The 26,342-nt window shown below is 31.9% G+C and carries 25 protein-coding genes; 3 read left to right on the top strand and 22 right to left on the bottom strand.

The window, feature by feature from the left end:
* Nucleotides 1–637: 637 nt before the first annotated feature.
* The 6 genes from JBL43_RS19660 to JBL43_RS19635 all read right to left on the bottom strand — a co-directional run bounded on the left by JBL43_RS19660 (nucleotide 638) and on the right by JBL43_RS19635 (nucleotide 4,731).
* A complete protein-coding gene (locus JBL43_RS19660; protein ID WP_198843068.1) occupies nucleotides 638–1,207 on the bottom strand; it encodes a hypothetical protein in 570 nt (189 codons plus the stop codon).
* 244 nt (nucleotides 1,208–1,451) lie between these two features.
* On the bottom strand, nucleotides 1,452–2,027 hold the full coding sequence (locus JBL43_RS19655) for a hypothetical protein (protein WP_198843067.1): 576 nt from the start codon (nucleotides 2,025–2,027) through the stop codon (nucleotides 1,452–1,454).
* Between the two features lie 84 nt (nucleotides 2,028–2,111).
* Nucleotides 2,112–2,615 carry a hypothetical protein gene (locus JBL43_RS19650; protein WP_198843066.1) on the bottom strand — a complete coding sequence of 168 codons (504 nt, stop codon included), beginning with the start codon at nucleotides 2,613–2,615 and terminating at the stop codon, nucleotides 2,112–2,114.
* A gap of 237 nt (nucleotides 2,616–2,852) precedes the next feature.
* Nucleotides 2,853–3,296, bottom strand: coding sequence for a hypothetical protein (locus tag JBL43_RS19645; protein WP_198843065.1), 444 nt, complete (start codon nucleotides 3,294–3,296; stop codon nucleotides 2,853–2,855).
* A 75-nt stretch (nucleotides 3,297–3,371) separates the two neighbouring features.
* Nucleotides 3,372–4,088 (bottom strand): Dph6-related ATP pyrophosphatase, encoded by a 717-nt coding sequence (locus JBL43_RS19640; protein WP_198843064.1) that lies wholly within the window; start codon nucleotides 4,086–4,088, stop codon nucleotides 3,372–3,374.
* Nucleotides 4,089–4,152: 64 nt separating this feature from the next.
* Nucleotides 4,153–4,731 (bottom strand): hypothetical protein, encoded by a 579-nt coding sequence (locus JBL43_RS19635; RefSeq protein ID WP_198843063.1) that lies wholly within the window; start codon nucleotides 4,729–4,731, stop codon nucleotides 4,153–4,155.
* Nucleotides 4,732–5,468: 737 nt separating this feature from the next.
* Here JBL43_RS19635 and JBL43_RS19630 point away from each other — a divergent pair.
* Nucleotides 5,469–6,149 carry a TonB-dependent receptor plug domain-containing protein gene (locus JBL43_RS19630; RefSeq protein ID WP_198843062.1) on the top strand — a complete coding sequence of 227 codons (681 nt, stop codon included), beginning with the start codon at nucleotides 5,469–5,471 and terminating at the stop codon, nucleotides 6,147–6,149.
* Between the two features lie 560 nt (nucleotides 6,150–6,709).
* Here the strand turns inward: JBL43_RS19630 and JBL43_RS19625 are convergent.
* Nucleotides 6,710–7,258, bottom strand: a complete 549-nt coding sequence (locus JBL43_RS19625) for an STM3941 family protein (protein WP_198843061.1) — start codon at nucleotides 7,256–7,258, stop codon at nucleotides 6,710–6,712.
* 13 nt (nucleotides 7,259–7,271) lie between these two features.
* Nucleotides 7,272–7,892 (bottom strand): hypothetical protein, encoded by a 621-nt coding sequence (locus tag JBL43_RS19620; RefSeq protein ID WP_198843060.1) that lies wholly within the window; start codon nucleotides 7,890–7,892, stop codon nucleotides 7,272–7,274.
* Nucleotides 7,893–8,277: 385 nt separating this feature from the next.
* Here JBL43_RS19620 and JBL43_RS19615 point away from each other — a divergent pair, with 385 nt between their 5' ends.
* Nucleotides 8,278–9,348, top strand: a complete 1,071-nt coding sequence (locus JBL43_RS19615) for a glycoside hydrolase family 16 protein (protein WP_198843059.1) — start codon at nucleotides 8,278–8,280, stop codon at nucleotides 9,346–9,348.
* A gap of 102 nt (nucleotides 9,349–9,450) precedes the next feature.
* On the opposite strand, the gene JBL43_RS19610 is transcribed toward JBL43_RS19615, so the two are convergent.
* From JBL43_RS19610 to JBL43_RS19585, 6 genes are all read right to left on the bottom strand, one after another.
* Complete coding sequence (locus tag JBL43_RS19610; RefSeq protein WP_198843058.1) at nucleotides 9,451–9,870, bottom strand: DUF2147 domain-containing protein; 420 nt, start codon at nucleotides 9,868–9,870, stop codon at nucleotides 9,451–9,453.
* A gap of 167 nt (nucleotides 9,871–10,037) precedes the next feature.
* Nucleotides 10,038–10,871, bottom strand: coding sequence for an alpha/beta hydrolase (locus JBL43_RS19605; RefSeq protein WP_198843057.1), 834 nt, complete (start codon nucleotides 10,869–10,871; stop codon nucleotides 10,038–10,040).
* Between the two features lie 147 nt (nucleotides 10,872–11,018).
* Nucleotides 11,019–11,615, bottom strand: coding sequence for a hypothetical protein (locus tag JBL43_RS19600; RefSeq protein ID WP_198843056.1), 597 nt, complete (start codon nucleotides 11,613–11,615; stop codon nucleotides 11,019–11,021).
* A 397-nt stretch (nucleotides 11,616–12,012) separates the two neighbouring features.
* A complete protein-coding gene (locus JBL43_RS19595; protein ID WP_198843055.1) occupies nucleotides 12,013–12,489 on the bottom strand; it encodes a PaaI family thioesterase in 477 nt (158 codons plus the stop codon).
* A gap of 102 nt (nucleotides 12,490–12,591) precedes the next feature.
* Nucleotides 12,592–14,547, bottom strand: coding sequence for a glycoside hydrolase family 97 protein (locus JBL43_RS19590; RefSeq protein ID WP_198843054.1), 1,956 nt, complete (start codon nucleotides 14,545–14,547; stop codon nucleotides 12,592–12,594).
* Between the two features lie 58 nt (nucleotides 14,548–14,605).
* A complete protein-coding gene (locus tag JBL43_RS19585) occupies nucleotides 14,606–15,616 on the bottom strand; it encodes a hypothetical protein (RefSeq protein WP_198843053.1) in 1,011 nt (336 codons plus the stop codon).
* A gap of 388 nt (nucleotides 15,617–16,004) precedes the next feature.
* On the opposite strand from JBL43_RS19585, the gene JBL43_RS19580 reads away from it, so the two are divergent.
* The gene (locus tag JBL43_RS19580; RefSeq protein WP_198843052.1) at nucleotides 16,005–16,625 is read left to right on the top strand and encodes a hypothetical protein; all 621 of its coding nucleotides are present in this window, start codon (nucleotides 16,005–16,007) and stop codon (nucleotides 16,623–16,625) included.
* A gap of 15 nt (nucleotides 16,626–16,640) precedes the next feature.
* On the opposite strand, the gene JBL43_RS19575 is transcribed toward JBL43_RS19580, so the two are convergent.
* From JBL43_RS19575 to JBL43_RS19540, 8 genes are all read right to left on the bottom strand, one after another.
* A complete protein-coding gene (locus JBL43_RS19575) occupies nucleotides 16,641–17,219 on the bottom strand; it encodes a Crp/Fnr family transcriptional regulator (RefSeq protein ID WP_198843051.1) in 579 nt (192 codons plus the stop codon).
* A gap of 240 nt (nucleotides 17,220–17,459) precedes the next feature.
* A complete protein-coding gene (locus JBL43_RS19570; protein ID WP_198843050.1) occupies nucleotides 17,460–17,864 on the bottom strand; it encodes a hypothetical protein in 405 nt (134 codons plus the stop codon).
* A 47-nt stretch (nucleotides 17,865–17,911) separates the two neighbouring features.
* On the bottom strand, nucleotides 17,912–18,427 hold the full coding sequence (locus JBL43_RS19565) for a hypothetical protein (RefSeq protein ID WP_198843049.1): 516 nt from the start codon (nucleotides 18,425–18,427) through the stop codon (nucleotides 17,912–17,914).
* Between the two features lie 183 nt (nucleotides 18,428–18,610).
* A complete protein-coding gene (locus JBL43_RS19560; RefSeq protein ID WP_198843048.1) occupies nucleotides 18,611–19,489 on the bottom strand; it encodes a zinc-dependent peptidase in 879 nt (292 codons plus the stop codon).
* A gap of 554 nt (nucleotides 19,490–20,043) precedes the next feature.
* Nucleotides 20,044–20,871, bottom strand: a complete 828-nt coding sequence (locus JBL43_RS19555) for a sialate O-acetylesterase (RefSeq protein WP_198843047.1) — start codon at nucleotides 20,869–20,871, stop codon at nucleotides 20,044–20,046.
* Nucleotides 20,872–20,922: 51 nt separating this feature from the next.
* Nucleotides 20,923–22,587 (bottom strand): bifunctional metallophosphatase/5'-nucleotidase, encoded by a 1,665-nt coding sequence (locus JBL43_RS19550; protein WP_198843046.1) that lies wholly within the window; start codon nucleotides 22,585–22,587, stop codon nucleotides 20,923–20,925.
* Between the two features lie 293 nt (nucleotides 22,588–22,880).
* Nucleotides 22,881–25,391 carry a cation-translocating P-type ATPase gene (locus JBL43_RS19545; protein WP_198843045.1) on the bottom strand — a complete coding sequence of 837 codons (2,511 nt, stop codon included), beginning with the start codon at nucleotides 25,389–25,391 and terminating at the stop codon, nucleotides 22,881–22,883.
* Between the two features lie 282 nt (nucleotides 25,392–25,673).
* Complete coding sequence (locus tag JBL43_RS19540; protein ID WP_198843044.1) at nucleotides 25,674–26,327, bottom strand: class I SAM-dependent methyltransferase; 654 nt, start codon at nucleotides 26,325–26,327, stop codon at nucleotides 25,674–25,676.
* Nucleotides 26,328–26,342 lie beyond the last annotated feature (15 nt).

Genomic DNA, 26,342 nt, shown 5'->3' with positions numbered 1-26,342 from the left:
GCTATTTATTTCGTTAGTTTTAATGAATGCCAATGTATGTGTAAAGATAGTAAAACGTTAGTTTTATTCTCTTTACATAGTGTTAGTTGTTGTTAATCGGAACTCAAAGGCAGTTTCCTTTGAGTTAGTAAGTAAAATAACTTCGCCTCTATGGATTTTAGCTAGAGCTAAAAAACGTAGAGAGGAAGACTGTACAGACCAATAAACTTGACTTTGTCATAATAAAACAGTACCTTGAACTCAGTTCGACTTTATATCGTGAAACGATTGTAAATCAGGATTTACTCGATTCCCTGAATCTAAAGTCGGTGTGGGTGAAGGTAATCCCTTTTCTTTATCAATTTCACGGTTATTTTACATCTTATTACTCTCCATAACCATTGGATTTTACGAACCTCCGAATTAATGACTATTAACAATTGTATAAACGTATTGCGTTTATATCCGTTATGTTTATTATAGTTTTTTTTGTAATTACAAAGCTAAAGCGAACAACACTTCAAATGTGTTAGAGTAATGGTTTTATTTAGCGACTATGTATTCAAATGTAGTAATTAACTGGTAATTATGCAAATGAGGAATTAAGTAGATTTTCCTTGTTTTTTTGCCACAGTACTTTGTTGTAGCAAGTACTTTTTCAGTTTTTCAATTCAGATAATTGTTTTCTAATATCTTCTCGTAAAATGTTTTCAGCCGTTTTCTTATTCAGTAGCTTGTCATTCGGACTACTTTGAGTTTGATACCAATACCAAGTTTCTTGAAGAACGATAATGTTTTTGGGTAATTCTTCATAAACTTTTCTTCGTCCTAAACTTCCTGATATTTTGAACTTGTCTTGATTATAAATCCGATTTTTTCTTTGATTTTTATTCGGAAAAGCAAAGTGTCCAGTATTGAAAACTACACCAAAGTTCTTATCACGATTATAAACATCAAGTATTATTTCTTCTTCGTTTTCCAACTCGAATAATATATATTGTTTAGTTTCAAATCCGAGTTTTTCCAATTCGTCAATAATAATTGGAACAGCTTCGTGTCTTCGTAACCAATTCGTTGTCGTTTTTGTAGTTCCGCTAGAGTGATAATATTCGTAATAATTTTCAGAGTTTATTTTCGGATTAGGACTTTCATTCGTTTGTGCTTTACAGGTCGTAAAAGACAATATTAAAATCCCTAAAGCTATAATTTTATTATATGTACTGTTCATTTTTCGTATTTGCTACAACGTTTGGCTATGTGCCGTTAATTTTCTTTGATAAAGCACTAAAGTTAATAGATAAAACACAGACCTTTTCGCTTTTAAAATATTTTTTACGTTGCCCTTGCGTTTCCCAAAACAATACCTACTAAGAGCATGAGTTGTTTGAAGAAAAAATGTTTTAAAAGCACTTGCCCAAAACTCAATAAATAAACCAAAATTAATGGCATATAGCCTGTGTTGCCAGTAGTTTTTATTCCGCTATATACTTTTCAAATTCCAATTTATTAATGGTAACAACTACTATAGGTTTTTCATGTTTTATTTTTCCTTTTTCGGTTATTGAAATTTCCTTTTCATTTGGTTTTTCCAAGTAATAATAAAATGTATTTTCATTAAACACGAATTTTGACCATGCAAAAGTTCCTTTTATTTTTTCGTTTTGATAGTAATCAGTTTCAGATTTTACATTCAGAATTCCGTATTCTATAATTTTTTTAAAATGTCCATTTCTTGGATTTGGTTTCCACCATTGAGTTTCAAATTGTTCAGAATGATTGTCAATTTTCCAGTCAGTTCCGAGTTCAGGAATTCCGAGTTTTTCTCGTTCATAGTTAAATTCAATTCCGTGATTTTTATTCAATGGTATTATTAATTCATAAATCTTATTGGTTCCAAAATATATTAAACAGAAAATAAATCCTTGTACCAATATTGGTTTTAGAGATGCTGTAAATTCTTTCGGATTTGATTTGTAGTCTAAATAGTAGCCATATGCGATTGGTCCAATTATTAAAATTCCTAATAATATTATTATTATATAATCCATTTGGTAATTGCTGCCAACGTTGAGTATATGAAGCGTAGCATCCCGCAGGGTGCTATGATTTCATATACAGTGTTGTATGGCGTTTTAATTTTTAATCATAATTCCGTCTAACTTATCTTTATCAATCCAGAATTCTACAGTTTCTGATTCGAGTTCTTCCTTAATCTTTTCATCCCGTATTTTATAATTCTGAATTACAACTCGAACCTTGATCCTGTCTTTTTCTAATTGAACTATTTCGGTATTATAAATTCGTTTACTAATATTTTTTTCGTAATTTTCTATTTCCAGAAACTGGTCATTAAATGAACCATGGTCAACATAGATTGCTCTTCTTTCAATTAAAACCGTCTTACCATTATTTATCAATATGTAAGCTGTGTCTTCAGGCGTTACATAATGCCTCACACTTCGTTTTTCAGGCTTTTTAATTTTCAGCCAATCATGTTTAAAGTCCAGTTTTATTTGAGTATTCAGATAATCTGAATTAAGAGAGTCAATCTCAACATATCCAATGTTCCAACTCCCTTGTGAGAAGCAATTGGTTCCAATGATCCCAATCAATATTATGCTTAAAATATATCTCATTTGATTTTCTTCAATGCCATACAACATATGTATAACCACATTGTAGTTATATCTACTAGAGTTGCAACTATGTTTTTCTTGAATTACAAAGCTAAAGCGAACAACACTTCAAATGTGTTAGAGTAATGGTTTTATTTAGCGACTATGTATTCAAATGTAGTAATTAACTGGTAATTATGCAAATGGGGAGATGATGAAGTTTACTTAAATTTTAATAGTACCTTTTTTATGTTTAATCTATTTCAGTTTTTCAAATTCACTTGTTGGGTATTGATGATTAATCCATTTTTCTTTATAGGATTCAACTCCATAATTTTCCCAAATATTTATTAAGACATTTCTAACTTCATTGATATAATTTGTAATTGTCGTTTTTTCTGATAGTATTAAGGTGAATTTCTCATCTTGAGTAGCATTCCAATTCGCCCAGGTATCATACCATCGAAGTTCATATTCTATTTCTTTTTCAGAGAGTCTATAAATAATTAGATGATGTTCACCCGGTTCATCCATGAAAATGATGCGTTTTCCTTTTTGGTCTTTAATAAATAATGCAGATTCAGCTAATTGTTTTAATGTGTCGTGCAAATAAGAAACATTCATTTGTTGAATTATATTTCCATTACCAATATTTGCAGTTGCCCAACCATTTTCACCTAAAATATATTCTATAGTTATCATTTTTAGAAGTTCAATTAACGTTTTTGTTAAAGGCCTTACGGCATACATAAAGCTATTAACTTTGTTATATACTTTTTATTCATCAATAAGTTTTAAGTCACAAAACCAGAAGCCCATCGAATTGTTATTATTTTCCTTTTTTGGATTTTTATATTCCCTATACACCTTTTCACCTACCTCAAATTTTATAGAATTTTTAAATATAGGACCATCATAACAAAAAGTATGAAACTCTCCGTTTTCACCACAAGGGTCAACATTATCAGGTAGATCGTTAATAAAATTGTGATCAATTACCCTTCCAACAAACGAAGCATCCAAAAGTTCTGATTTTATACAAATGACTATGGCTTTAAACCCTAGGTTTAAAAATTCCTCTATAAGCTCTTTAGTATCTCTTTGCCAAAGTGGAAAATTGCATTTAATATTATATGGGTTTAATTGTTCTTCTCGATAGATTCTGAGATCTTCTAAATAAATATCTCCAAAGCCACAATGTGTGTAACCATCAAGTTGTAATTGAGTTACAACCCGTTCCATTTCATTATTATAAACTTCCATTGATGGTTCTACCGGAAGTTCAATTGTTGTAATAGGAAGTCCAATTTCTTGAGCCTGTTTTACTAATAATTCCCTTCTAAGGCCATGCATGGAAACGCGATTATGATGCGTATTTATGGCAGTGACTAATCTATTAATTTGATATCGTTCATCTTTTTTAAGATAATAATAGGCCAATGAAGCATCTTTGCCAGTACTCCAATTAAAGTATGTTTTTAGCTTTTTTACCATTATTTATTTCAAGTTATTTTACACATGTTATTTAGTTCTTTATAAGCAGACCGCAGTAGCATTGTTATTTTAGGATTTTAAACGTTTTAAGAGAATGTATTAAGTTGGCCATTTCGATATTAAAACGATCTGTTTGGGTAGTTGAGGCGGTTAAATTGTAGTAAACACCTGTTTCGTTACTATTGATTAAGAAATTTATAATTTCTAAATTCCCGTTATTCTCACTTGCCGTTTTTGTATGGAAAAAGTATGCTTCTTGATTAAAAATGGTTGTGGAGCCAGAATCAACTATTTCTGTAATCTGTGAATGATTTTGTATTTGTTTTAGAAGAAAATTAAATTCAGATTTCAGATCCTTGTTACCGTTATCACCTTTATACTTTTTAATCAATAAAACATTTTGAAATCCTTTTGCATTCGGCTTGGAACTTGCAAATAGACCTAAAATATCTTTATCATTTTCTATATATGGAACTTCAAATTCCCAGTTAATGGGCAAGTTAATAGAAAACTCTTTATTTGGGTATTCTACTTTTTGAGTATTGAATTCTTTAGAGAAATTGGAATAATTACTTAAAGTATTCTTATCATTTGAGCAGCTAGTTAAAAAAATAAGGAGAATAAATATATTAAAATGCTTCATAGTATTTAAAAATATGCAAAAATTATGAAATAAACGCATTGCGTTTATTTCTTTTTATACTTATGATGACATTTTGTTTTTACAAAGCTAAAGTTAACAGCACTTCAATTGGGTTGGAGTAGGGGTTTTATTTAGCTATTGTCTTAAAAATGTAGCCATCAAATGGCATTAATGTAAATGCAAAAGAGAGTTAATAAGTGGGGGGAACGTATTGTGTCATAAAACATTTTTTTATTATTACAATACATTTATAAACTTAGCTATTATTTACTTTTTACTTTTTTTCGTAACCAAATATTTATGGGTTCTGAAAATTTATGAAAAATTATTTTACCAAGAATACATGAAATGATAATAATTAAAAGTGAGAATGGTATGAGCCATTTGGAACTTAAATTTAAGCTTTTAAATAGCTGTACTCCAAATATGACCACAAACATATGTGTCAAATAAATTTCATAACTATAGACTCCTATATGTCTGAGCCCATTAAAAATTTTATATTTTTTTTCTTTTCCTGATTGAGAACGATTCCATTTAGTGACTACTCAACAAATGTAAATAAAATTTCAGTGAAACATAGGTTCTTTTTTTAAGCTCATTATGCTTTATTCAATTAATCATTGAAGCTACTGTTTTTCATTTTATAAATAAGCAAAGTGGTTGTTGATGGGTAAGTGTCTTAGTGCAGCCACTATTAATTTTTAAATTGTATATTTATATACACATAAAAAAATATGAAAAATTTCTTAAAATGTACACTTTTACTTGTCTCTTTTACAACTTTTTTACATGCTCAAGAGCGTACTGTAACAGGTATGGTTACTACTTTTGAAGATATAGCCGTTATTAATGCAGAAGTGACGGTTTCAAGCAGTAAAATAAGTGTTTTCACAGATTCTATTGGACAATTTAAAATAAGTTGTTTGGATAAGGATAAAATTAAAATTAGAGCTAAGGGATTCTCATCACAAAAAGTGAAAATTGATGACAAAACAGAAGAGCTAAAGATAAACTTGGTTTTTAAACCAGGCAAAAAAGGTGTTGATGTGGCGGTGGGATACGGACATATTGATGAAAGCGATAAAAGTTTTGCCATAACGAGCATTAAAAATGAGAGTAAATATGAATTTACTAAATATTCAAATGTGATAGATGCTATTGTTAATAGCTCACCTGCAGTGACTTATAATGGTAGTGGTATAACAATTCGAGGTGAAAGTTCATTACTAGGGTCAAGCTATGCTTTAATAATTTTAAATGGTATAAGTATAAACATGGGGCAACTGGCAGCATTGTCAACCTCAGATGTTAAAAGTGTTGATATTTTGAAAGGTGGTGCGGCGGCAATATATGGTTCAAGAGGAGCCAATGGTGTGGTTATTATTACAACAAAAAGTGGAGGTAAAGATGAATAGTACAACTTTTGTATTTACTTTCTATATAGCGGCTTTATTAAAAGCCTTATGGATTTTTAAATTTTGAGATTTCCAGGTCTGTATCGAACCAAATTTTTTTATTTTGTTTTATCTTTTCCTAGTAAAAGTGAATAATTGAATATTTCGCTGTGGGGTGATTTTCAATTTTCGGACTTCATGAAAATACACAAACCAAGCGAATAAGTCCGAAGTTCGCATTGTTTATAGTTTTTATTGTAGTTCGTTTTAGTCCATAATTCTGCTCAAATTCAGAGTGTCAGATCATACTATAAACGTATTGCGTTCATACCCAAAATTGTATTCCTTATAGAAAAAAAGCTAAAGTTAACAGCACTTCAATTGGGTTGGAATAGGGGTTTTATTTAGCGATTGTCTTGTAAAGTTAGTCATTTAATGATAATAACGTACGTGTTAAAATTAAGGGAAAATTATTTTATCTCAGTACTTCTTAAGGCATGAGTGGTTTGAAGTGCAACTATTTTAGAAGCCATTGCCCAAAACCAAATAAATAAGCCAAAATTAAGGGCATATAGACGCTGCTACCCAACGTTTTTATTACGTTTAAATTCGGTTAGAATTAATTTTTCAAGTTCATCGAAATCATATTTCAGCGTATTGGATGTAATAGAAAGTGGTGTTCCGTACATTTTCATATTAGTACGCATGAGTTTGGCTTTTATTCCGCTTTTTGCTTTCTCAATATATTTTTCAGGATTAGTTACAGTAATCAGCAGAAATTTAGTTGACATAACTTGTTTTGTTGTAATATCAGATATGTCATTCCATTCAATTAAACCAACACTTGTCGCGTTTGAGTTATCCGTTATCCCGCTTGAGTCAATTATAAGTCCAGGTTCTTTGTCAGATAATTTTTTAATTTGTAAAATTCCAATCGTTCCAAAAAATAGTATACTTAAAATTCCAGCTCCTTTAATGATCATTGGATTTCTAAATAACTTTAGTGGAAAATCAACATATAAATTTGTGTTGAATAACAACCAGATACCAGCCGCAACAAATAATAATGAGCCTGTAATTATTAAATATATTTTCGTTTTGCTTAACGGTATTTCAATTTTTTCTTTCATTGATTTGAGTTTCTTAGTTTTTTATTTCCACAGTGGTGTTCGCCCTGATTTCATTAATTTTTTCTATTGAAATCGGATTGTTTGTTAAATCGATAGTCTTTAAGCTGTCCATTTTAGATATTTTATCAATGTCTAGGTCTAAAATATTATTATTAGTTAGATTAATAATCTTCAAATTCTTCATTTTCCAAACGATATCAGGTAGATTGTCCAGATAATTATTGTTGAAATCTATTTGAACATATTCATCTAGTTTTGCATTCCCAACTATTTTAATTGTACTCTTCAATTGCTCTAACGTTGTGGTTAAACTCGAAGTCATTATAAATTTATCATTAGAGATTGTGTTTGATACTAAAACAAAGTTGTCCGTTTTATTATTGTATTCGTTACCTAAATTTGGTTTAACAAAAAATTGAAATAGCATAAATAATCCAAATACAATTAAACCAGCTCCTAAAAATCCATAAAAAACTCTAGCACCATTTATCCCGAGTATTTTTTGAATCATTCTATGCTTTAATTTTCGTTGTGAATGATTCTGATGGGTATTTTTAATAGATGCGTATATGCTATAAATTCCTGCTAAAATTACAATTATTGATAGTATTACTATTATTGATTTTGGTGTCATATTTTTTTTTAATGGTATGTAACAATGATATAAATGTAATACGTTTATTTCTTTTGCGGCTATTATGATCTTTTTGTATTTACAAAGCTAAAGCGAACAGCACTTTAATTGTGTAGGAGTAGTTTTTTTTTAGCGACTGCATAATCAAATGTAGTAATTAACTGGCAATAAAACAAAAGGAAGTTAGCTGTTAAGTACACTGAATTTGCCCATTATAGGGTATTAAAGGATATACTTAGGTAATATATAAATATTAAATGTTAAAAATACAGTTATTATTAATTTGATTGTTTAAATTTGTTACCATTCGTAATTATTTATCGAATAGCAGAAATGAATTGGCAATTGCAATATTGTTTTCATGCTATTCTCAAAACTTATTTGTATGAAAATGAATCTTTTAGGAATCAACATATTTATTATTATAATTTCATTATTTTTTTGCAACTGTTCTGATGATTCGAATAATAAATTTAATACGGACAAGCCTGATGAAGAGGAACCTGCTGTAGATAATCCCGATACGCCTGATACCGATCCTGTTGTTGTAGATGAAAGGCTACCCGCTGATGTAGATTCTACGTACACCATAACATTTGAAGATAACTTTAACCAAGCGGCTGGCACCTTACCAGATGCCAATAAATGGGAGAGTAAGCTTCCTTGGGGCCCAGCAGTTATTATTAATAAAGAACGTCAGTATTATACCGATGTGCTTAGCGGTGATACGAAAGCACCCAACCCTTTTAATTTTGACGGGGAGCACCTCATTATTACTGCGGGCTTAAATTCGGCTGAGCAAGTAACAGCAACGGGACAAGATTATTACTCTGGCGTATTATCCGGTGCACAATCTACACCGTACCGTGATGGTTATATAGAAGCTAAAATTTGGTTTGAACCGGATGTAGCTGGGTTTTGGGGAGCATTTTGGCTATTACATCGCTATTACGACTATCCTAATGATACGGGTGCCAATGGTATCAGTAGAACGGAGATAGACTGGGAGTTTGTACGTGGGCCGGGTGGAGAGTTTTTGGGTGGACCTTATGCTACCGACCAAATAACGATGGCCTATCACTATAATGATGGTCAATGGTCCATATCTAGATCTGGGTATAGAGGGAAAGACAACATCCCTGTTACCTCAGTGCAGTGCGATGACACTGTTTTAAATCAGAGTAAAGGTATTGGGCCCGCAACATTGCCTGATGGTGCAGACTTCGCAGGTGCATGGCACAGATACGGTGTTTGGAAAACCGATAATTTTGTAAAGTGGTATTTAGACGGTGTGATGGTTGCCAGTGTATGCGATCCGGAAATTGTGAGTCAGATTGACATGTATCCTATTATAAATATGGCTATTGGTGGTAACTATCCTGGTCCGCCAGATGCGGCAGATTATCCTACGTCTATGCTTGTTGATTATGTATGCGTATGGCAACCGAAATCTTAGTGAAATAAACAGTTTTAATTTGTTTTCAGTTCCCGTTTTCGCGGTGATTATGTATTGAATTTAGGTATTGCAGTACATTGTATTTGATCTGTTGTGCACTGCTTATTCTTTCCTAATCCAATATTGGGTTCTGCCAAAGACAGAAAACCCAAGAAACCCTCTAGCTTTGAGTTTATTAGCATTGATTAGCTTTAAATAACAGCTGTAGGTTTCTCCGTTTTCAGGATCCATAATAGTACCACCTTTAAACTCGTTACCCTCTTTTTTAATATTTTCGATAATCACTAATCCAATAATAGGTTTGTTCTTTTTTGTGCCTGTACAAGATGTGCAAACGGCGTTATTATCTCCATTAAATCTTTTTACTATTTTGGCAAAATAGAGGTTGTTGGTTTGATAAATTTCAATGAGTGCTTTCTTTTCTTTGGTACTATCGTCATAGGTTTCCCATTGTCCAATAATAGATTGCCCATTAACGGTAATGCTAACCATCAGCATTAAAAATATACGTAAATAGTTCATGGTCTGTAACTGTTTAAATTGTTTTGTGTACTATGTTATTAATCCCACTTCAGCGTTAAAAGTTCAAGTATGAAAAGTAGTGCACTGTTAGGTTAAGTAGATAGGTGTTTTATTGTACCTTATGTTGTACTTAATACATATTGTTTTTCTGTTGCTTTTTCATGTTTTTAATCTTTTTTCTTAAATATGTTTTCAAACGCATTGTAAACTGCTAAATGTAAGGCATCTGCATGGTCTTGTTTTTCAAAGAAATCAAAATAAAGATTGGTATTTTCTTTTTGTTGCAACTTTAATTTATCATATAATTGGTTGGCGGTTCTTTCCATTATTTTTCCTTCTTTACCAACGGCTATATAAATGGACTTTTTTGAGGTGTATAAAGTAGGCTTGTATGTCAGTAACGATTCATTATTCCACCATAAACTAGGGCTCACAATAATATAATTGTCAAAAAGGTCAGGATTTTTAAATAAAATTTCAGTTGCTAAAAGTCCACCCAGCGATTGTCCAATCAATGTCTTGGTTGCATTCGTGTTGTATTGGTTGTCAATAAGTGGTTGAAGTTCCGTTTTAATAAATTTCATAAAGGTTTCTGATTTTCCAGTTGTTGGAAAGTCCTTTTGGTCTTTTTTGTTAAGCGTAGGAAAAGTAAAGTCCCTTTTTCTATCAATATTCGCTATACCCACAACAATAGATTCAGGAATCATATTTATCCAAGAGAAGGATCCAAATTGTACGAGTCCCGAAATATGAATAAAATCTTCATCAATAGAACCATCTAATAGGTAAATGACGGGATATGTTTGTAAGGAGTCTTTTGAATATCCGTTGGGTAAATAAATGTTTACAATTCTATTTTCGTTGAGAATTTTCGATTCAAATGCAATTTTTTCTCCAATAGAGAGAGGTGCGGTCTTGTGCTGTGTTATCTCCTTTTGGGCAAAACTTAGACTACATATCGTTAAGCTGATAAATGTTAAAAATATGTTTTTAATCTTCATAGGTGGTTTTTTTTAGGATGGCTACAAGGGTTAGTGAGTGTAAACACGCGGCTGATTTTTCGCTAGGATATTCCGTTGATTAAAAATACACAAACTTTAGGAAAGGACAGACCCGAGCATTAAATTTATACATCTTAAGTTTGCTTTTTATTCAATATAATTATTTCCTTTAATAGTCCAATCTGATAATTCTTCATATTCTACAATTTTCCAATTATTACAATGGAATGTTCCTTTAAGTTTAAAATCATTTTCAATAAAACCAAAAGAATTCGGTAATTCTAATTCGTAATTTCCCCAAACATTTTGAGCAATTTTATAATCAAACCTGTTGATTTTAATTTTATAATTTTGAAATGAAGTTGAATCTATTTTTTTATTCTCAAAATGAGGCTCTGTTGATGCTTTAAAAACCTTTGTTTTCTCTACAATAGAATCTCTTAAATAAAAAGTCAAAAATCGATATTGTCTAGGAATTCCCATTTGAAATTCAGTCGCATTTCTGTTTCCTTTTTCAAGTTCACTCAAAGAAGGAAATTCGGTTCTGATTTGAATTTTTAAGGTATTGTTTTTGATGTTCTTTTCGCAATTACAAAATCCTATTAAAGTGTCAATCTGCTTGTCAGAAAATGTATATATCAAGTCTACTTTTTGTAGTTCCAAAGTCGAATCTCGTTCGATAGTCGAAATTGTATTTTTATTAATGTGTATAGTATCTGTTTTTGTTTCAATATGCTGCTCCATTTTTTTAGTTTTAATATCTTTTTTACAAGAATAAAAACTCATTAAAAATATCAAACATAATATGTGGATACTGTTTTTCATTAATGTTGCCTAACTATTTTATAAACGTCCCGATACTTCGGGAGCGTATATACCTGTTCTGGTTAGTATTGTTTTTCAAAGACTTACGAAGCTAACGAAACAGCACTTCAAATGAGTTGGAGTAGGGGTTTTATTTAGCGACTGCCTTTCAAATGTAATACTAAAATGGCATTAAATCAAATCGAGAATTTAAGTGTAAAGTATCCATTGGGCATCGCAAAACAAACGTGATTAACAGTCTTCGCCTTCATTATACACCTTATTTTGATATAGGTTAAGGGGTCTAGCACCTCCTTACTTTTTATATCAACGTAACTCAATCTTTTAACCTGATAGCCAAAATCTCACCTGTTACACATATAACTCCGTCTGCGGCAAGTGTCATATCTACCCAGATTTTTCTGCCTTCTATACTGCGAAGTTTTCCTTTCAATTCTAATTCAACTCCCAAAGGTGTAGGTTTTTTAAAATCAATTTTTAAAGATGCAGTAACACATCTAACTGGTATTGTTTTGGCATCAGCTAAAGAAATATGTTCGTTTTTACAAACAAAAGCTGCAGCCGAACCCGTTCCATGACAATCTAGTAAAGAAGCCAATAAACCTCCGTAAACACTTCCTGGTATTGCTATGTATTTTGATTCGGGGGTAAAATACGCTACGGTTTCATTACCAATCAGATACGTTTTTAAATGGAAGCCATCTGGATTGCTTTTTCCACAACCGTAACAATGGGCTAATTCGTCTGGATACAAATCCTGAATTGCTTTTAAATTTTTAGTATTGATGTGCATTTTATTGATGAATTATTCTAAAAGTTATAAATTTCTCTTCAAATAGTGAAGTTTTCAAATGATGTATTAGGCTTTTATGATTATGTTCGTGTTGTAATAGTATTATTTTTTTGAAATTATTGCAGACCAACCACCACCAGCTGCCATGTGAACGGAAACTTTAGAACTTTTTTGTACTTCTAATTGTTGTAATGTATAATCTTCAGCAAAACGGTCCGCATTTATACCATCTTTATAAATTTCCATAGTAAACTTCCCTTCTTTTAAAAAGGAAAGGTCTAGTTCTAGAGTTCTTGGTGTCCAGTCTGTCATGGCTCCCACATACCATTGATCACCTTTTCTTCTGGCTAAAGCAATATAATCACCTATTTTACCTTGCAGTACTATAGTCTCATCCCAAGTTGTGGGAATTTGAAGGATGAAATCAACGGTTTCTTGCTCTTTATAATATCTTGATGGTGATTCACAAAGCATTTGCAAAGGAGCTTCGTAGACCGTATACATGGCTACTTGATGAGCCCGAGTACCTAAGCTCATTGGACGATCAAAACTGATGGAAAAATTGATTTCCTGTCGGTTATTCATAACTCCAGGTGTATAGTCCATAGGGCCAGCCGCCATTCGTATAAAAGGAATAGTTACATTATGTTCAGGGGTAATGTCTTTACTCCACTTATTATTTTCACTGCCCTTGACACCTTCGTAGTTCAAGACATTGGGATATTTTCTTCTTAATCCAGAAGGTTTAAATGCACCATGAAAATCAACTAAAAGCTCAAGTCTAGCACATTCTTTAGCAATTTGCTCATAAGAGTTTACCATATACTGATCATTACGTTGCATAAAGTCTACTTTAATGCCTTTTGCTCCCCAGCTTTTATAAGTTTCAAGAATTTCGGTTAAATTTTCATCTAAAGGTTTCCACAGAACCCAAAGAATTAAATCAACATGCTTGTCTTTGGCATACTTAAACAATTCAGGCACATCAATATCAGCATTGAAGTCCAGAATTTCTGTAGTTGATTTTGTCCAACCTTCATCAAGTATTACGTATTCTATTTCATTAGCGGAAGCAAAATCAATATAGTATTTGTAGGTTGCCGTATTTAATCCTGATTTAAAATCGACCCCATAGATATTATTTGCATTATACCAATCCCAAGCAACTTTTCCAGGTTTTATCCATGAAGTATTTTTAATTACTGATGGTTGTGATAGTTGATATGTCAAATTGCTCTCTATAAAAGTGCGATCATCATCACTAATCATAAACACTCTCCAAGGATAAGTCCTCTTCCCTGATGTTTTTGCAATAAAATCCGCTTTTTTTTTAATGGTTTGATTTCTATCTGGAGATTCTTCACTGTCAACAGCTTCTAGCACATATTTAGGAAAAATGGCATCCATAGTGGTATTTCCATTTCCTCTAACAAACATTCCCGGATAATCATGAAGAGCTGTTTCAGTAAACAAAACCTTGGCATTATCTGTTGCGAAAACAACAGGTAGGCTACAAAATTCATCAGCAGCTATATCTGTAAGCGATTTGTCTAAATAGGAACGTTCATTATGTGAATACATAGATTCTTCTTTTGGAAAAAAGGATTTTGAACCTTCAGGAAAATTTAATGTAATTTGTTCTGATAAAATATTTCTTTCTCTTTTCTTATTATCGGTAAATTGATACGCGACACCATCGTTGTATACCCTAAAGTTCAATTGATATTTTTTCTGGAACTTAATTTCTAATTCAACATACTCATCTTTAATTTCAGCATCTTTATGGGGCACAGTAGGGTAAATTATTGAAGAGAAACTTTTAATAATATGGTTTTTAACTTTTGGTTTTGCACCAAAATCTGGTTGAGATGAAAAAACCATTCCTGCTTTTGAGTTTTTAATGATTACATTTTCATCCAGTGAAGTTGTCCATGATATATCATCAGCTATAGTAACCGTGAGTTTTATCCTTGTATCTGGAGATTTAACTTCAAAACTTTGGGCAGCAGCTTGCTGTAACATTAAAAGGAGTGCAAAAAGGGGGAGTATTTTTTTCATTATGTTGTTGATTTTGGGCTAACTATACTATTACTGATAATCCTTGTTAGGTTTTATTTTAGTTATCTGATACAATGTTAATTGGTCTCATTACACCACCATAAATTTCATCTTCGGTGCCAAAAGTATGGGTACAATTAATCTCTTTTTGAGGACCAGACAAGGCTTCTATTTTAAATCCATAAATTTCTCGCCCTATAGTTAAATTATCAAATGGTATAAGAGGGTTTTGAAGATTCATGGGGTTTGTTTTACCCAATTTATAAATGACAGAATAGAAAGGGCCTGCATCTCCTTGATCTTCAGAAGCAGAAGCCCAAATTATTCCGTTAGTATCAATATGCATATCCGTGATGCTTCTTTTTAGTAATGGGTTTGTCCAATTTCCTGGAGCATCAATGGCCTTTCCTTTTAAGCCCTGACCTTCCATTGTTAGGGTATGATCCTGCACATTGTAAAGTCCCCATCTCAATACTCCTGTTGGATTGTTTTTTGAACCACCGCGTTCACCCAATATGACTATCCGTTCATTTTCAGAATAGGCCAAGCAATGAATGGCTTCGTATTGATCACCCGTAGTATCCATATCATTTCTATACAACAACGGAAATTTGACACTGCCCAATAGTTTAGCTTTTCGTGTGCTTAGATCTACTTGAATATGAAATATTCTTCCCAAGTTACCTTTCCAATTGCCAGACTCTGCTATTAAAAATTCATTTTCTTTCCCAGGAATGGCACAAATACTTTCTAAATCACTTGAAATGCCTTCGATACCCCAGGCATCAACTTTAATAGGTAAAACATCAATAGATTTATCTGTAAGTACAACCGTTGCCAATCGGACTCCTTTTTTGAAATTTTTAACGTCATAAACAACCAAATAGGTACTATCATTGAGTTGTTCCATACCACTTGACCCACCACTTGATTTTTTTACAGCGATTGTCTGTACGCTAATTGCTTTAGAAGTTTTGTTCGTTTTTTTGGATGTGCTACACCCTGATAGTAATAGTAGTAAGCAACTCAATAATCCTAAAAAAAATATAAAATTCGTTTTGTTTATCATCTGCTTTTTTTTAGCCTATAGATTGTTTCCTTTATCGCAGGTATTTTTAATAGATCACTTATGTATTTATGAGGATGCTTAAACTAAGTGCACTTCCCATATTTTGGAGAACGGGTTTTATGAGTGATGGTCTTTCAAATGTAGAAATAAATGAGGCAGTAAGCAAATGAAAAATGGTGTTAGAATTTTTTATGGATGGATTTTAAACGTATCCTATTTTCTTCATTTTTTTATTTCTTGACTATAGTCAATGAATAAGGGATTCTTAGCAATTAGTTTTGTAGAAAATTATTGTTTAACCAATTATAAAAAAGTCTTTGCTAGGTTAAAAAGTGTGCGTAGTAATCCGCTACTTTTTTTAAGTATTAGACATCAAAACTTATGAATTATGAAACTACATGAAAAGATATTAATTATTTTGTTATTGGCAGCAACCGCCGTTTTTGGTCAAAAAACGACATCAATCGATTTATTATCAGATGTTACTGACAACCAGATAAAGCACAACTATTCTATAGGATCTTCTTTTTTTATGTTGGGTAATTTACTTCCGGATACGCCCGATTATTATTTATTAACCTTTGGGTACCAATTCACTAAAAAAGATAGAATATTTACAGAGTTTAATACGTGGAAATATTCTGAACCTTTAGGAACATATGGAGACTCAGAGGAGTTTTATCCTGGCTATGTAAGAGCTTTTGGTATTGGAATAGGATATCAACGCTTTCATTGGAAAGGATTATTTACTACAGTACAAGTCACTCCTTTTATGAAACAATATTATACTACTAATTCCGATAAAATTCAAAAAGGGTTTCAGTTGTATTTTCAATTTATAGCTGGGTATCGCTTGGAGTTTTTTAAAAAAAGATGGTATATAGAACCTGCGTATGCACTGAAATATTGGCCTGTTGATACGAATTATCCGTCTGATTTTGCGAAGATTGAAAAAGGAAAGCCTAGTTATAAATTTGAACCCAGTTTAAATTTCGGTTTTAAGTTCTGATCATAGACAATTAAATTAGTCTCTCGTTACAATTCTTCTTCGAATTCTACTAAGTGTTTCAGGCTTAATTCCAAGATAACTTGCGAGTTGGTATTGTGGGACTCTTTCTATTAATTCGGGTCTGTCTTTTAATACGTTTAGGTACCTTTCTTTTGGTGTTGCATTCTTAAAAACGGCTAATTCGTCTTGACTGGCTCCAAGCATTTTTTCCATTTCTATACGACATACTTCTCCAAAACGTGGGAATTTCTTGTACAGGGCATTTTCTTTTTCAGCGTTTAGAATGGCTACGGTAGTCTCTTCGGTACATATAAAATAGCACTTAGAAGGTTTACCATTTGCCATACTGTCAAAATTTACCGCAGATTGAAATTCAGTATAAAAATTTGTGGTATTCTCGTCTCCATCTTCCATAGCATATTCTCTAATACAACCCTTTATTACAGAATAAGCATCTTTAGCAACTTGTCCTTCTTTTAGTAAAATTGTACCTTTTGAGTATGTTTTAATAGGGAAAGCTTCAACAATTCCTTGTTTTTCTTCATGCGTCAAGTCAATAAAATTTGACATCATTTCTACCAAAGCATTTTCCATGAATTACGATTCTTTTAATTTGTTTTTTGAATTTTCAGCATCTTAATATTATAAATAAAAATGTGATTGTTAATGCTTAATTGCAAGGTTTAAGCAACTAATTTAGCAAATATAAACCATATAGAATCCATAAACTTTGGGATTAATAAGTAGGCTTGAACTAGCAATAAATTTATAAAGTGTTAGCTAATGATTTAAATATAAAGTAGCGTATTTGGTTGAGGTTCGAGCCCATTTTATTTACTGCGTCTTTAACTGTTTTGTGGAGATTAAAAATACAGTTCCTATTATTGTGAGTATATTTCCAATGCGGCAATGTCTACCTACAAATTCTCCTATACTATTTTCATAAATTGCTACAGATTCATTAAGCATCCCAATTAATAAGAGCATTAGAAATGCAACTATTGAAAGTCTATTTTTAGCTGTAAAACGTTTTTTAATAGAAATTATGAAAGCTAAGAATATAAAATAACTAATAATTTGAGTTGTTAAAAATTGATCTGTTGAAGATTCCCCAGCATAATCTATTAAGGAGTATTGAATTTTATAATTTAAAAATTCAAATCCATTTTGTAAATCAAATTTTATAAGAAATATAGAAGTTACCCCTCCTAAAACTAACAGTATCAATTCTTTTTTCATAACATATCATTCGAATAGTAATTGTTATTAGTTATTCAGTGAAAATGCTACCATCCTAATTTTGGAGAGGTAAACGTTTTCCACTTTCCATCAATTCTAAACATTTCACCTAATTTACATTTTATTTTTTTTCCATTTGACTCCATTATAATGAATGTTTCGGTTGCATATATTTTTAATTTTTCATCATATAGTTCTTCACCATCTCTTTCTCTGCCAATGTATTTTAAATCTTTTAATTGATTATTACGTATCAATTTTTGTTTAAAATAATCAACTGATTTAAAGAATTCTTCTCCAATAAGTGACGGTTTTATATTTTGCTTTTCTAATTCTTCAGGTATCCCACGATAAGAGAAATTATTATTTTTCATATAATCTACCGTTCCTTGGTCTGGCGTTATTTTATTACAATAATCTTTCAGGTTATTTTCGTCGGCGTCTTTTAAAAAGACCACAAAATCTGAATAGAGTTCATCTAAATCTGAATATCCAGTTTGTGAATTACAGCTTAAAAGAGAAAAGGATAGTAATAATAAAAAGTATTTGCTGAATGTTGTCATTTTTGTGTGGTTAATTAATGTTATTATTTTTATCCATGATTTAAGCACCTAATTTAGTAAATTGAAAGCTATTTCGCAGTCTTTTTATAAATAGTAAGCTGAGATTAACAATTCTCTAATTATAGTAGCGTAGTGGTTTATTTAGCGATAGTCTTCCAAATGTAGAAATATTAATTATAACCATTAATTTGCACCACAGCATTTCTTGTACTTCTTACCACTATTACATGGACATGGACTATTACGTTCAATCTTAACTATCTTCCTACTCAAATTTCTAGAAGACATGTCTTGATTAAATATGCGTTCTAAACTCTTATATAATTCTGGATGCTTTTTCTTTAATAATTTAGGTCGCTCAAAGAAATATTCACTTGCCACAGAAAAAAACTCAGCTTTATTTGTTCCTCCATAGGGGTTAATGTCAGAATCGTCATTATAGATTTCTTCCAATTTTTGATTCATCATGTCAATCCACGGAATGGTATACTGTTTTTGCATCAGCACAGACGGTATGCCGTCAATTGTTCCTCCTGTTTTATCTATTAAATGCACAAACTCATGAATAGCCGTGTTTTTTTTATCTGATTCATTTTTAAAACCATGTAGTAATGCTTCTTGTGAAAGAATCATGGTACCTTCCATATAGCCATTACCTACCATGCCTAGAATTTTTCTATCAGAACCTTCGGTTTCAAATTTCTCGTTAAACATGGTTGGGTAAATCAAGATCTGATGAAGGTTGGAATATTGCCAATTGTCAAATCCAAATATTGGAATGATAGCACTAGAAGCGACCAATAACTTATCGGTTATCGTAATGCTCGTTTTTACGCCAATTATTTCATAATTGAGTACAAACTCGTGAATTTTATATTCAAATCTATTTTGTTCTTCTGTAGATAATGAATTATAATAGGAGATGTTTTTTATTATGATAACTCTCCAATCTGCCGGAAATGATTCTTTTGGTAATCTCCATTTGGATTGTTTTGTCTGGTTCTGGTAATACAAATAATAACCAGTTGTGCAAAAGACAATAATGAGTAAAATATAATTCATTAATCAGAAAGAAAATTTATTGAAATTGAGAGTAACATCGCAAATAAAACCTGTGTGGTTTAAATTCGACGCCACAATAGTGATGGTCCAAAGTTAATAAATTGGCTCGGGTTTAATTCGTTTTTCTCAAGTACTTTGGCAACATTACTTTCGATGAAATAATTTTGGCTTTCTGATATATGAAGCAAAGATTGTTGCCATAACAATTAAAATGGCGACTTCATACGGTTTCCCTTTGTACATATGAATAAACACTATAAATGTCATATAAAGAGCCAAAAGACTAGTGCCGATGAGTATGGTTTTGTGGTATAAAAATAAAGCGGTTGCAATTAAGAGAAATATTCCAGTTGAAATCATAACCATGCTATTCGTAACAATTTTTTCGGATTGGTTTGAATCAAGAATTTTATTTAGAGCGTTGGGCACAAAAAATAATGTAATTATTAATGACGGTAACCATATCAGCATTTTGGTTAACCTATTTTTTGCTTTCATAATTTTTATTTGGTTGATATTTCGTTCGAAACGAGTATTTTTCGTTGCTAATTTATTTAATAACCCAGTAATGAAAGCATTTTTACCGCATACCGTTTTCCCAGTTTTCGATATCCTTCCGAGTCAAAATGTGCATTATCTTTGGCGGTACATCCGCTAGATGAAATAACATATGCTGTGGGGATAGTTTCAGGAAGTTTATTAATTATCGTATTCATGCTCGAGCAACAACTGCCTTCTGTTGAAAGTACTTCTCCTGCAAGTAGCGGTACAGATTTACTAGATAATGAAAGATCTGTTAACATATCAGTATATACTTTATTAACGTATGACGGCCATTGTTCATCACCAGTATTTGTTTCTCCTTGATGTAACAAAATACCTTTAATAACACCGTCTTTTTGTGCAAGTTTGGCAAGATTTATTAAATATTCATATGGGTTACCATCATAACCTTTCACCTTATTAATAAACCAATCCTCCTTATATTTAGAATCGTGATCTGTATATTTATCTTTGTCAAATAATCTGATATCACATCCGCCTACGGCAACATTAATAACGGCAATTGTAATGCTATCAGGTAGTTGCTCAACCATGGTTCTGCCAAAATAATCAGCAGGTGATAAACCCGTATCACATTGGCATAATGGAGGTGTTGCGGTATACCATTCCCCTTTCTTTTTGTCTCCTTTCGGACAATTAATGGCCTGCATGACCTGAAAACGGCTGTCAACAATTTTGTCTTGTGCTTCTATTTTACCCTGCCCTTCCATGTTCGATTGTCCAAAGCAGATATAGATGTGTAAATTAGAATTTTGTGCAAATAAATTAAAGTTGAATAGTAATAGTGCTGTACATATTATAAATTTTATTTGCTTCATGTTTTATGTAATTTAAAGTTTAAAGATAAGTGTATTTTTACTAATGATCCTTTAATTAATCAGCACTCTTTTTTCTTTGCTATAACTTTTTACTTTTTTAATATTTTTGAGGTAGGTTATTGTTGCATCAGCAGTTGTAATAAATAGAGATTGTCCTGGATCATTGTGTTTGTATTTATAAACTTGAGTCATATAATTGTTCATGGCAACTTTATAGGTTTTATTCATGTTGAGCGGCGAGCCACTTTCGGTAAGTAGAGTGATATCTAAAAGATCATTATTAGCGTCTCGTTTTAACTTGGTTTTAATTCCAGACGGATAGAGTGGTGTTTTGTTGTCAATAGGATAGGCTTCGAGCATTAAATCGTGAATTTCATTTCCTGTAAGTTGTGTTACTACCAATTCATTACCAAAAGGATCGAGTTGATATACATTCATAATCGTTATAGGTCCTTTTGCAAGATGATCAATACGAACACCACCAGGGTTTACTAATGCAATGTCGGCCTGAGCGGCATCCCGTTGAGCATCGGCCATAAGATAACCTAGTTCTTCATATGAAGTGAAATCGTCCATTGCTGTTGAAATCACTTTTTTCAATGTGGGATTATCGTTATATTTATTTACCATCTCTCGAATAATAGGTTTTTCATTCTTAGCGTTTTTAATGTCAATGAGCTTCATATTTCTTTGTAATGTCCCATCACTTAAAAGGTTTAATTTGATTAGGGTGCCATATTTTAATTTACTTTCAGCTTGCGTAATCATAATTCCATTGTGAATTTGTTCTTTTTCAACCTTGGTGTGAGAATGACCACCGATAATTAAATCGATACCGGCAGGCATAGTTTCAGCCAGAACTACGTCGTCTTCAAAACCCAAATGGGTTAATGCAATAAAAACATCACTCTTATCTTTCAAATAGAGATATTCAGGAGCTGTTTCAAATGGAGAACGGAAGGTAATTTCTTTTACATTTTTAGGATGCGTATCTGGTATGCCATTTTGATTGATTTGTAAAAGTCCGAGAAACGCTAATTTTAATCCGTTGGGTAATACTATAATTTTATAGGGATTTACAAATTTTTCATTCGAATCATTCATAGATACATTGGCACATATAAAATCGAAGTTTGCCTTTTCCATTAGATATCTAAATCCGTCAGGGCCGGTATCAAACTCATGGTTTCCTACTGAACTCAAATCAAAACCTACAGCATTCATAAGTTTAATGATGGGTAATCCTTTTTCTGGATACTGATCGTTTACCGGATTTCCTGTTTGAATGTCCCCCGCACTAACTAGGAGCATGTCAGGGTAAATGGCTCTTAAACTGTCGACGATAAAAGCAAGTTTCGGAAAATTATCTATTGCCGCATGCATGTCGTTTACCGCAAAAATGACCGCTTGTTTTTCACCTTGTATGTTCGTAACTACTTTCTTTTTGGTGCTACACCCAAACAGAAGTATTAGTGTTAGTATGGTAAGTAATAGTGTTGAAAATAGACATGTCTTTTTATGGTTTGTGTTAATAAAAAGAGTGTATCCATCTGTAAGTGCTCCGTCAGTGTCTACTTTGTTTCCATATTGGTCTTCAACATGAGGGAGTATTTTAGGGCTATCTTTACCTTGATGCGAATAATATTTCACAATTGCATCTTTTACTTTGGCTCCGTTGTAAACTTCTAAAGGAATACTATTTACCGTGATTTTCATTTTTTAAGGATTAAGAATGAGATGAGAAATCAAAAATTTTTATTAAAAGGACATAACTACAAGTAGTACTTAAAATTAAATTTGATAATCTAGAAATACAATGATTATTATCAGTCTAAAGAATGAAAAGTAAGTAGTGTTTAATTATCTGGGCTTACCGTAAATATAAGTGTATCGTATTTGTTTTTATACAGGGTATAATTGTTATAAGAAGCTAAACTTGGAGTAATAGTTTTAAGTAGTCACTTTCTATTAAATAGAGATACCATACGTCTAAAAAGTGAAAAACTAAATTATGATTCAATTGGCTTATTCTTACTTCTTGTATTCATTTTTACGAACTCATACCAAATGACCGATATAAAACCTATTGCCATAGAAAGTGCCAACTGAGACATTGTAAGAGCTTCAAATTCAAAGAAACGAGTTAATGGAGGTACAAAGAGTAATACTCCTGTAATGGCAACTGTGATGGCAATAATTAATAACACCAAATTATTTTTATATTTCAATGTGGTAAAGATGGAATAGTAAAAAGATCGATTTACAAGGGTTAAAAAGATATTGGCAGTAATTAATACGGTAAATACCATCGTCCTTGTTAGAGCTTCATCATAGGCCATATAAACTGAATATTGATAGATAGCCAATGTTCCGATTGTAATTGCTAAACCTTGAATAATACTTGTAGTGAGCTCACTCCAATTGAAAAAAGTGGTCGTAAACGGTCTTGGTTTTTGCAACATGGTATTTTTTTCCATGGGCTCATTCTCAAATATTATAGAACAGGTTGGTCCCATTATAAGTTCTAAAAAAATAATGTGCACTGGAGAAAGGATATTTGGATAGATCCATCCTAAAGCAAGGGGAATAAATACAGTAAGAATAATAGGGATGTGAATGGATATGATGTATTGAATGGCTTTTTTTAGGTTGGTATAGATTCTCCGGCCCATGGCAATGGCATCCACCATTTTCGATAAGTCGTCTTCTGTCAATATTAGAGAAGCCGCTTGCTTGGCTATTTCTGTACCCTTCTTACCCATGGCAATGCCAATGTGGGCTGCTTTTAAAGCAGGACCATCATTTACACCATCACCAGTCATGGCTACAATTTGATTTTTTGCTTTTAAGGCATTGATTATTCTGAGTTTTGCTTCAGGATACATTCTAGTGAAAATATTAGTATTCATCACACTTTCTTCTAGTTCTTTTTCTGACAGTTTCATCAATTCATCACCGGTAAGACTATTTTCAAAGCCTCTAAATGCAACTTGCTCTGCTATGGCTTTGGTAGTTGCTGCATTATCACCCGTAATAATTTTGACAGCAATACCAGCTTGGTAGAAGTCTTCAAAGACTTTATTGATATTTTTTTTCGGAGGATCATAAAATGCAACGATTCCTATAAAGTTAAACTTAAATTCTTGCTGTGTTTTCGGAAAATTGGTTCCTTTAAAATCACTATCACCTACTCCTAAAACTCTGTAGCCTTTGCTGGTTATGGTTTGAATAGCATTATTAATTTCCTTCTTTTCTACTGAGGTTAAATTTGAAATGGCTATCAATGCTTCTGGAGCTCCTTTGGCAGCTATGATTCTTTTACCAGTAGTATTCTCAAAAATATGCGTCATCATTGGTGGTTTCCCACCCAATGGATATTCGTGAATTAGCTTAAAATTGGGACGCTCATCTTTTACTTGTAAATCAATATAAGCTTGGTGTAAGGCTATTTCCATGGCATCGAAAGGAATGGGTTCACTGGCCCACATTGCAATTTTTATCAATTGCTTTTCATCTTCATTCGCTGCTTCAGGAGCGACAATTCTATTTGAATTTAGCGTATAAATTTTGGCCAAACTCATTTTGTTTTCTGTAATGGTACCTGTTTTATCCGTACAGATTACCGTTGCACTTCCTAATGTCTCCACGGTTTTCATCTGTTTTACTACAATACCCATTTTCATGAGTCGCCAAGCACCAATGGCCATAAATGATGTGAATGCCATGGGTATTTCTTCAGGTAAAATACTCATGGCTAGCGTTAACGCTTTAAGTAAGCTGTCTAATAAATTGTACGAAATAAAATAATTAATAACCCAAACCAGAATAAAAACAAAAGAACCTGAAATAACCATTGTCTTTACGAAGTTGGTTATTTGCAATTCGAGTGGCGTCTTTTCTTCGGTAATGCTTTCTAGACTTTTTCCAATTTTCCCTAATTTAGTCTCATTGCCAATATGTGTAACGGTAGCAATTGCCAAACCACTAGCAACGGTAGTCCCCGTGAATATTAAATTATCCTCTTTGTTTTTGTCTTTAAATACAGATAGTGATTCTCCCGTAAGGATAGATTCATTGACTGAAAAATCATTAGAATGAACAATTATGCCATCTGCAGTAATTGAAGTACCTTCTTCAACCATTAAACTATCGCCAACCACTAAATCATCGCTATTAATTTCTGCTACGAGACCATCTCTAATGACTTTGCAATGAGGTTGAGAAAGTTTTTTAAGTTTTTGCAGGGCATTTCTACTTCTAGAATCTTGGTAAATGGAAATAATTGATACAAGAATAATAGCAGACGCTAGAAAGATAGCATCGCCAATGTTACCGCTAATTAAATAAATGAGAGCTGCTACAAATAGAAGAATTATCATTGGCTCTTTGACCAATTTTGTTATATCATCTAAGACATTGTTTTCTCGCTTGTAGTTCAGGGTGTTTTTACCATATTTTTCTCTTGAAATAAGAACCTGTTCACTTGATAATCCGTTAATATTAAAATTATTTGTAGGCATAATTAAAGCGTCTATTTGGCACTATAAACTCAACGTATTTGTTTGCAGTTAAAATATGTAAAAGCCACCTTGTAACTTGTTTTAAAAAACAAAAACTAATTTATCTATAGTTTAGTTACTAAAAATAACAGCACTTCAATGGTGTTGGAGTAGGAGTTCTATTTAGAACTAGTAACCAAAGTTAACGAGAAATATTCTAAGAATGATTACAAATAAGGGCTTAGTATTAAGGATGTTGTGAAAGTAAGTTTGGTGGTAGTTAGCAGATTTTATAGAACCATTTTATTTTTTTTTAACAATAAATATCATATCCGTTAGAAAAGTTCCATCCGTTTCAGGATACTTTTTTCGAATTAAATTTACAATTTCAAATCCTGATTTGTCTAACTGTTTCTCAATAAAATCAGCTTGATGATAGTATATGTATACTTGGTTTTTTCCACTAAAACTGGTTGCTTCTAATCCCGACTTTTCATAATCATCTTCCATGGTACTAATATATAATATGCCATTAGTATTTAGTAAATTGGAACAATCTTGTATTAATTTTGAACATTCATCTTTAGTTAGGTAAGGCATGCAAAACCCACACATAATGGCATCAAAAGATTCTTTAATCTCATTTATATTTCTGCAATCCATTCTTTTAAAATCAACTTCAGGATTATTGATTTTGGCTAATTTAATCATGTTAGGAGCTAAATCAATTCCTTTAATTTGAAATTTTGGACGAATCGATCTAAGATATTTAGTAATGTTACCTGGTCCACTGGCTATTTCAAATATTTTAGCATTATCAACTTTAATTAAATCGCAAAATTGAATAAAAGTATCATTGTATAAATCCATTTCCATAAATTTATCTTGATAATTTTTTGCTGAACTATTATAGGTTTGTACACTTAATATGTTCTTATCGTGAAGTTTCTTTGTCATTTTAATTTTAAGATA

The sequence above is a fragment of the Aureibaculum flavum genome, assembly GCF_016406085.1.
Classification (GTDB): domain Bacteria; phylum Bacteroidota; class Bacteroidia; order Flavobacteriales; family Flavobacteriaceae; genus Aureibaculum; species Aureibaculum flavum.
This window is presented reverse-complemented; position numbering and strand designations above follow the sequence as displayed.

Excerpts from the sequence above, each read along its gene's own strand:
- JBL43_RS19660 (WP_198843068.1), bottom strand. The coding sequence starts at position 1,207 with ATGAACAGTACATATAATAAAATTATAGCTTTAGGGATTTTAATATTG.
- JBL43_RS19630 (WP_198843062.1), top strand. The coding sequence starts at position 5,469 with ATGAAAAATTTCTTAAAATGTACACTTTTACTTGTCTCTTTTACAACT.
- JBL43_RS19615 (WP_198843059.1), top strand. The coding sequence starts at position 8,278 with ATGAAAATGAATCTTTTAGGAATCAACATATTTATTATTATAATTTCA.
- JBL43_RS19590 (WP_198843054.1), bottom strand. The coding sequence starts at position 14,547 with ATGAAAAAAATACTCCCCCTTTTTGCACTCCTTTTAATGTTACAGCAA.
- JBL43_RS19655 (WP_198843067.1), bottom strand. The coding sequence starts at position 2,027 with ATGGATTATATAATAATAATATTATTAGGAATTTTAATAATTGGACCA.
- JBL43_RS19545 (WP_198843045.1), bottom strand. The coding sequence starts at position 25,391 with ATGCCTACAAATAATTTTAATATTAACGGATTATCAAGTGAACAGGTT.
- JBL43_RS19600 (WP_198843056.1), bottom strand. The coding sequence starts at position 11,615 with ATGGAGCAGCATATTGAAACAAAAACAGATACTATACACATTAATAAA.
- JBL43_RS19575 (WP_198843051.1), bottom strand. The coding sequence starts at position 17,219 with ATGGAAAATGCTTTGGTAGAAATGATGTCAAATTTTATTGACTTGACG.
- JBL43_RS19570 (WP_198843050.1), bottom strand. The coding sequence starts at position 17,864 with ATGAAAAAAGAATTGATACTGTTAGTTTTAGGAGGGGTAACTTCTATA.
- JBL43_RS19555 (WP_198843047.1), bottom strand. The coding sequence starts at position 20,871 with ATGAAGCAAATAAAATTTATAATATGTACAGCACTATTACTATTCAAC.
- JBL43_RS19580 (WP_198843052.1), top strand. The coding sequence starts at position 16,005 with ATGAAACTACATGAAAAGATATTAATTATTTTGTTATTGGCAGCAACC.
- JBL43_RS19560 (WP_198843048.1), bottom strand. The coding sequence starts at position 19,489 with ATGAATTATATTTTACTCATTATTGTCTTTTGCACAACTGGTTATTAT.
- JBL43_RS19635 (WP_198843063.1), bottom strand. The coding sequence starts at position 4,731 with ATGAAGCATTTTAATATATTTATTCTCCTTATTTTTTTAACTAGCTGC.
- JBL43_RS19610 (WP_198843058.1), bottom strand. The coding sequence starts at position 9,870 with ATGAACTATTTACGTATATTTTTAATGCTGATGGTTAGCATTACCGTT.
- JBL43_RS19640 (WP_198843064.1), bottom strand. The coding sequence starts at position 4,088 with ATGGTAAAAAAGCTAAAAACATACTTTAATTGGAGTACTGGCAAAGAT.
- JBL43_RS19595 (WP_198843055.1), bottom strand. The coding sequence starts at position 12,489 with ATGCACATCAATACTAAAAATTTAAAAGCAATTCAGGATTTGTATCCA.
- JBL43_RS19625 (WP_198843061.1), bottom strand. The coding sequence starts at position 7,258 with ATGAAAGAAAAAATTGAAATACCGTTAAGCAAAACGAAAATATATTTA.
- JBL43_RS19565 (WP_198843049.1), bottom strand. The coding sequence starts at position 18,427 with ATGACAACATTCAGCAAATACTTTTTATTATTACTATCCTTTTCTCTT.
- JBL43_RS19585 (WP_198843053.1), bottom strand. The coding sequence starts at position 15,616 with ATGATAAACAAAACGAATTTTATATTTTTTTTAGGATTATTGAGTTGC.
- JBL43_RS19540 (WP_198843044.1), bottom strand. The coding sequence starts at position 26,327 with ATGACAAAGAAACTTCACGATAAGAACATATTAAGTGTACAAACCTAT.
- JBL43_RS19620 (WP_198843060.1), bottom strand. The coding sequence starts at position 7,892 with ATGACACCAAAATCAATAATAGTAATACTATCAATAATTGTAATTTTA.
- JBL43_RS19645 (WP_198843065.1), bottom strand. The coding sequence starts at position 3,296 with ATGATAACTATAGAATATATTTTAGGTGAAAATGGTTGGGCAACTGCA.
- JBL43_RS19650 (WP_198843066.1), bottom strand. The coding sequence starts at position 2,615 with ATGAGATATATTTTAAGCATAATATTGATTGGGATCATTGGAACCAAT.
- JBL43_RS19550 (WP_198843046.1), bottom strand. The coding sequence starts at position 22,587 with ATGAAAATCACGGTAAATAGTATTCCTTTAGAAGTTTACAACGGAGCC.
- JBL43_RS19605 (WP_198843057.1), bottom strand. The coding sequence starts at position 10,871 with ATGAAGATTAAAAACATATTTTTAACATTTATCAGCTTAACGATATGT.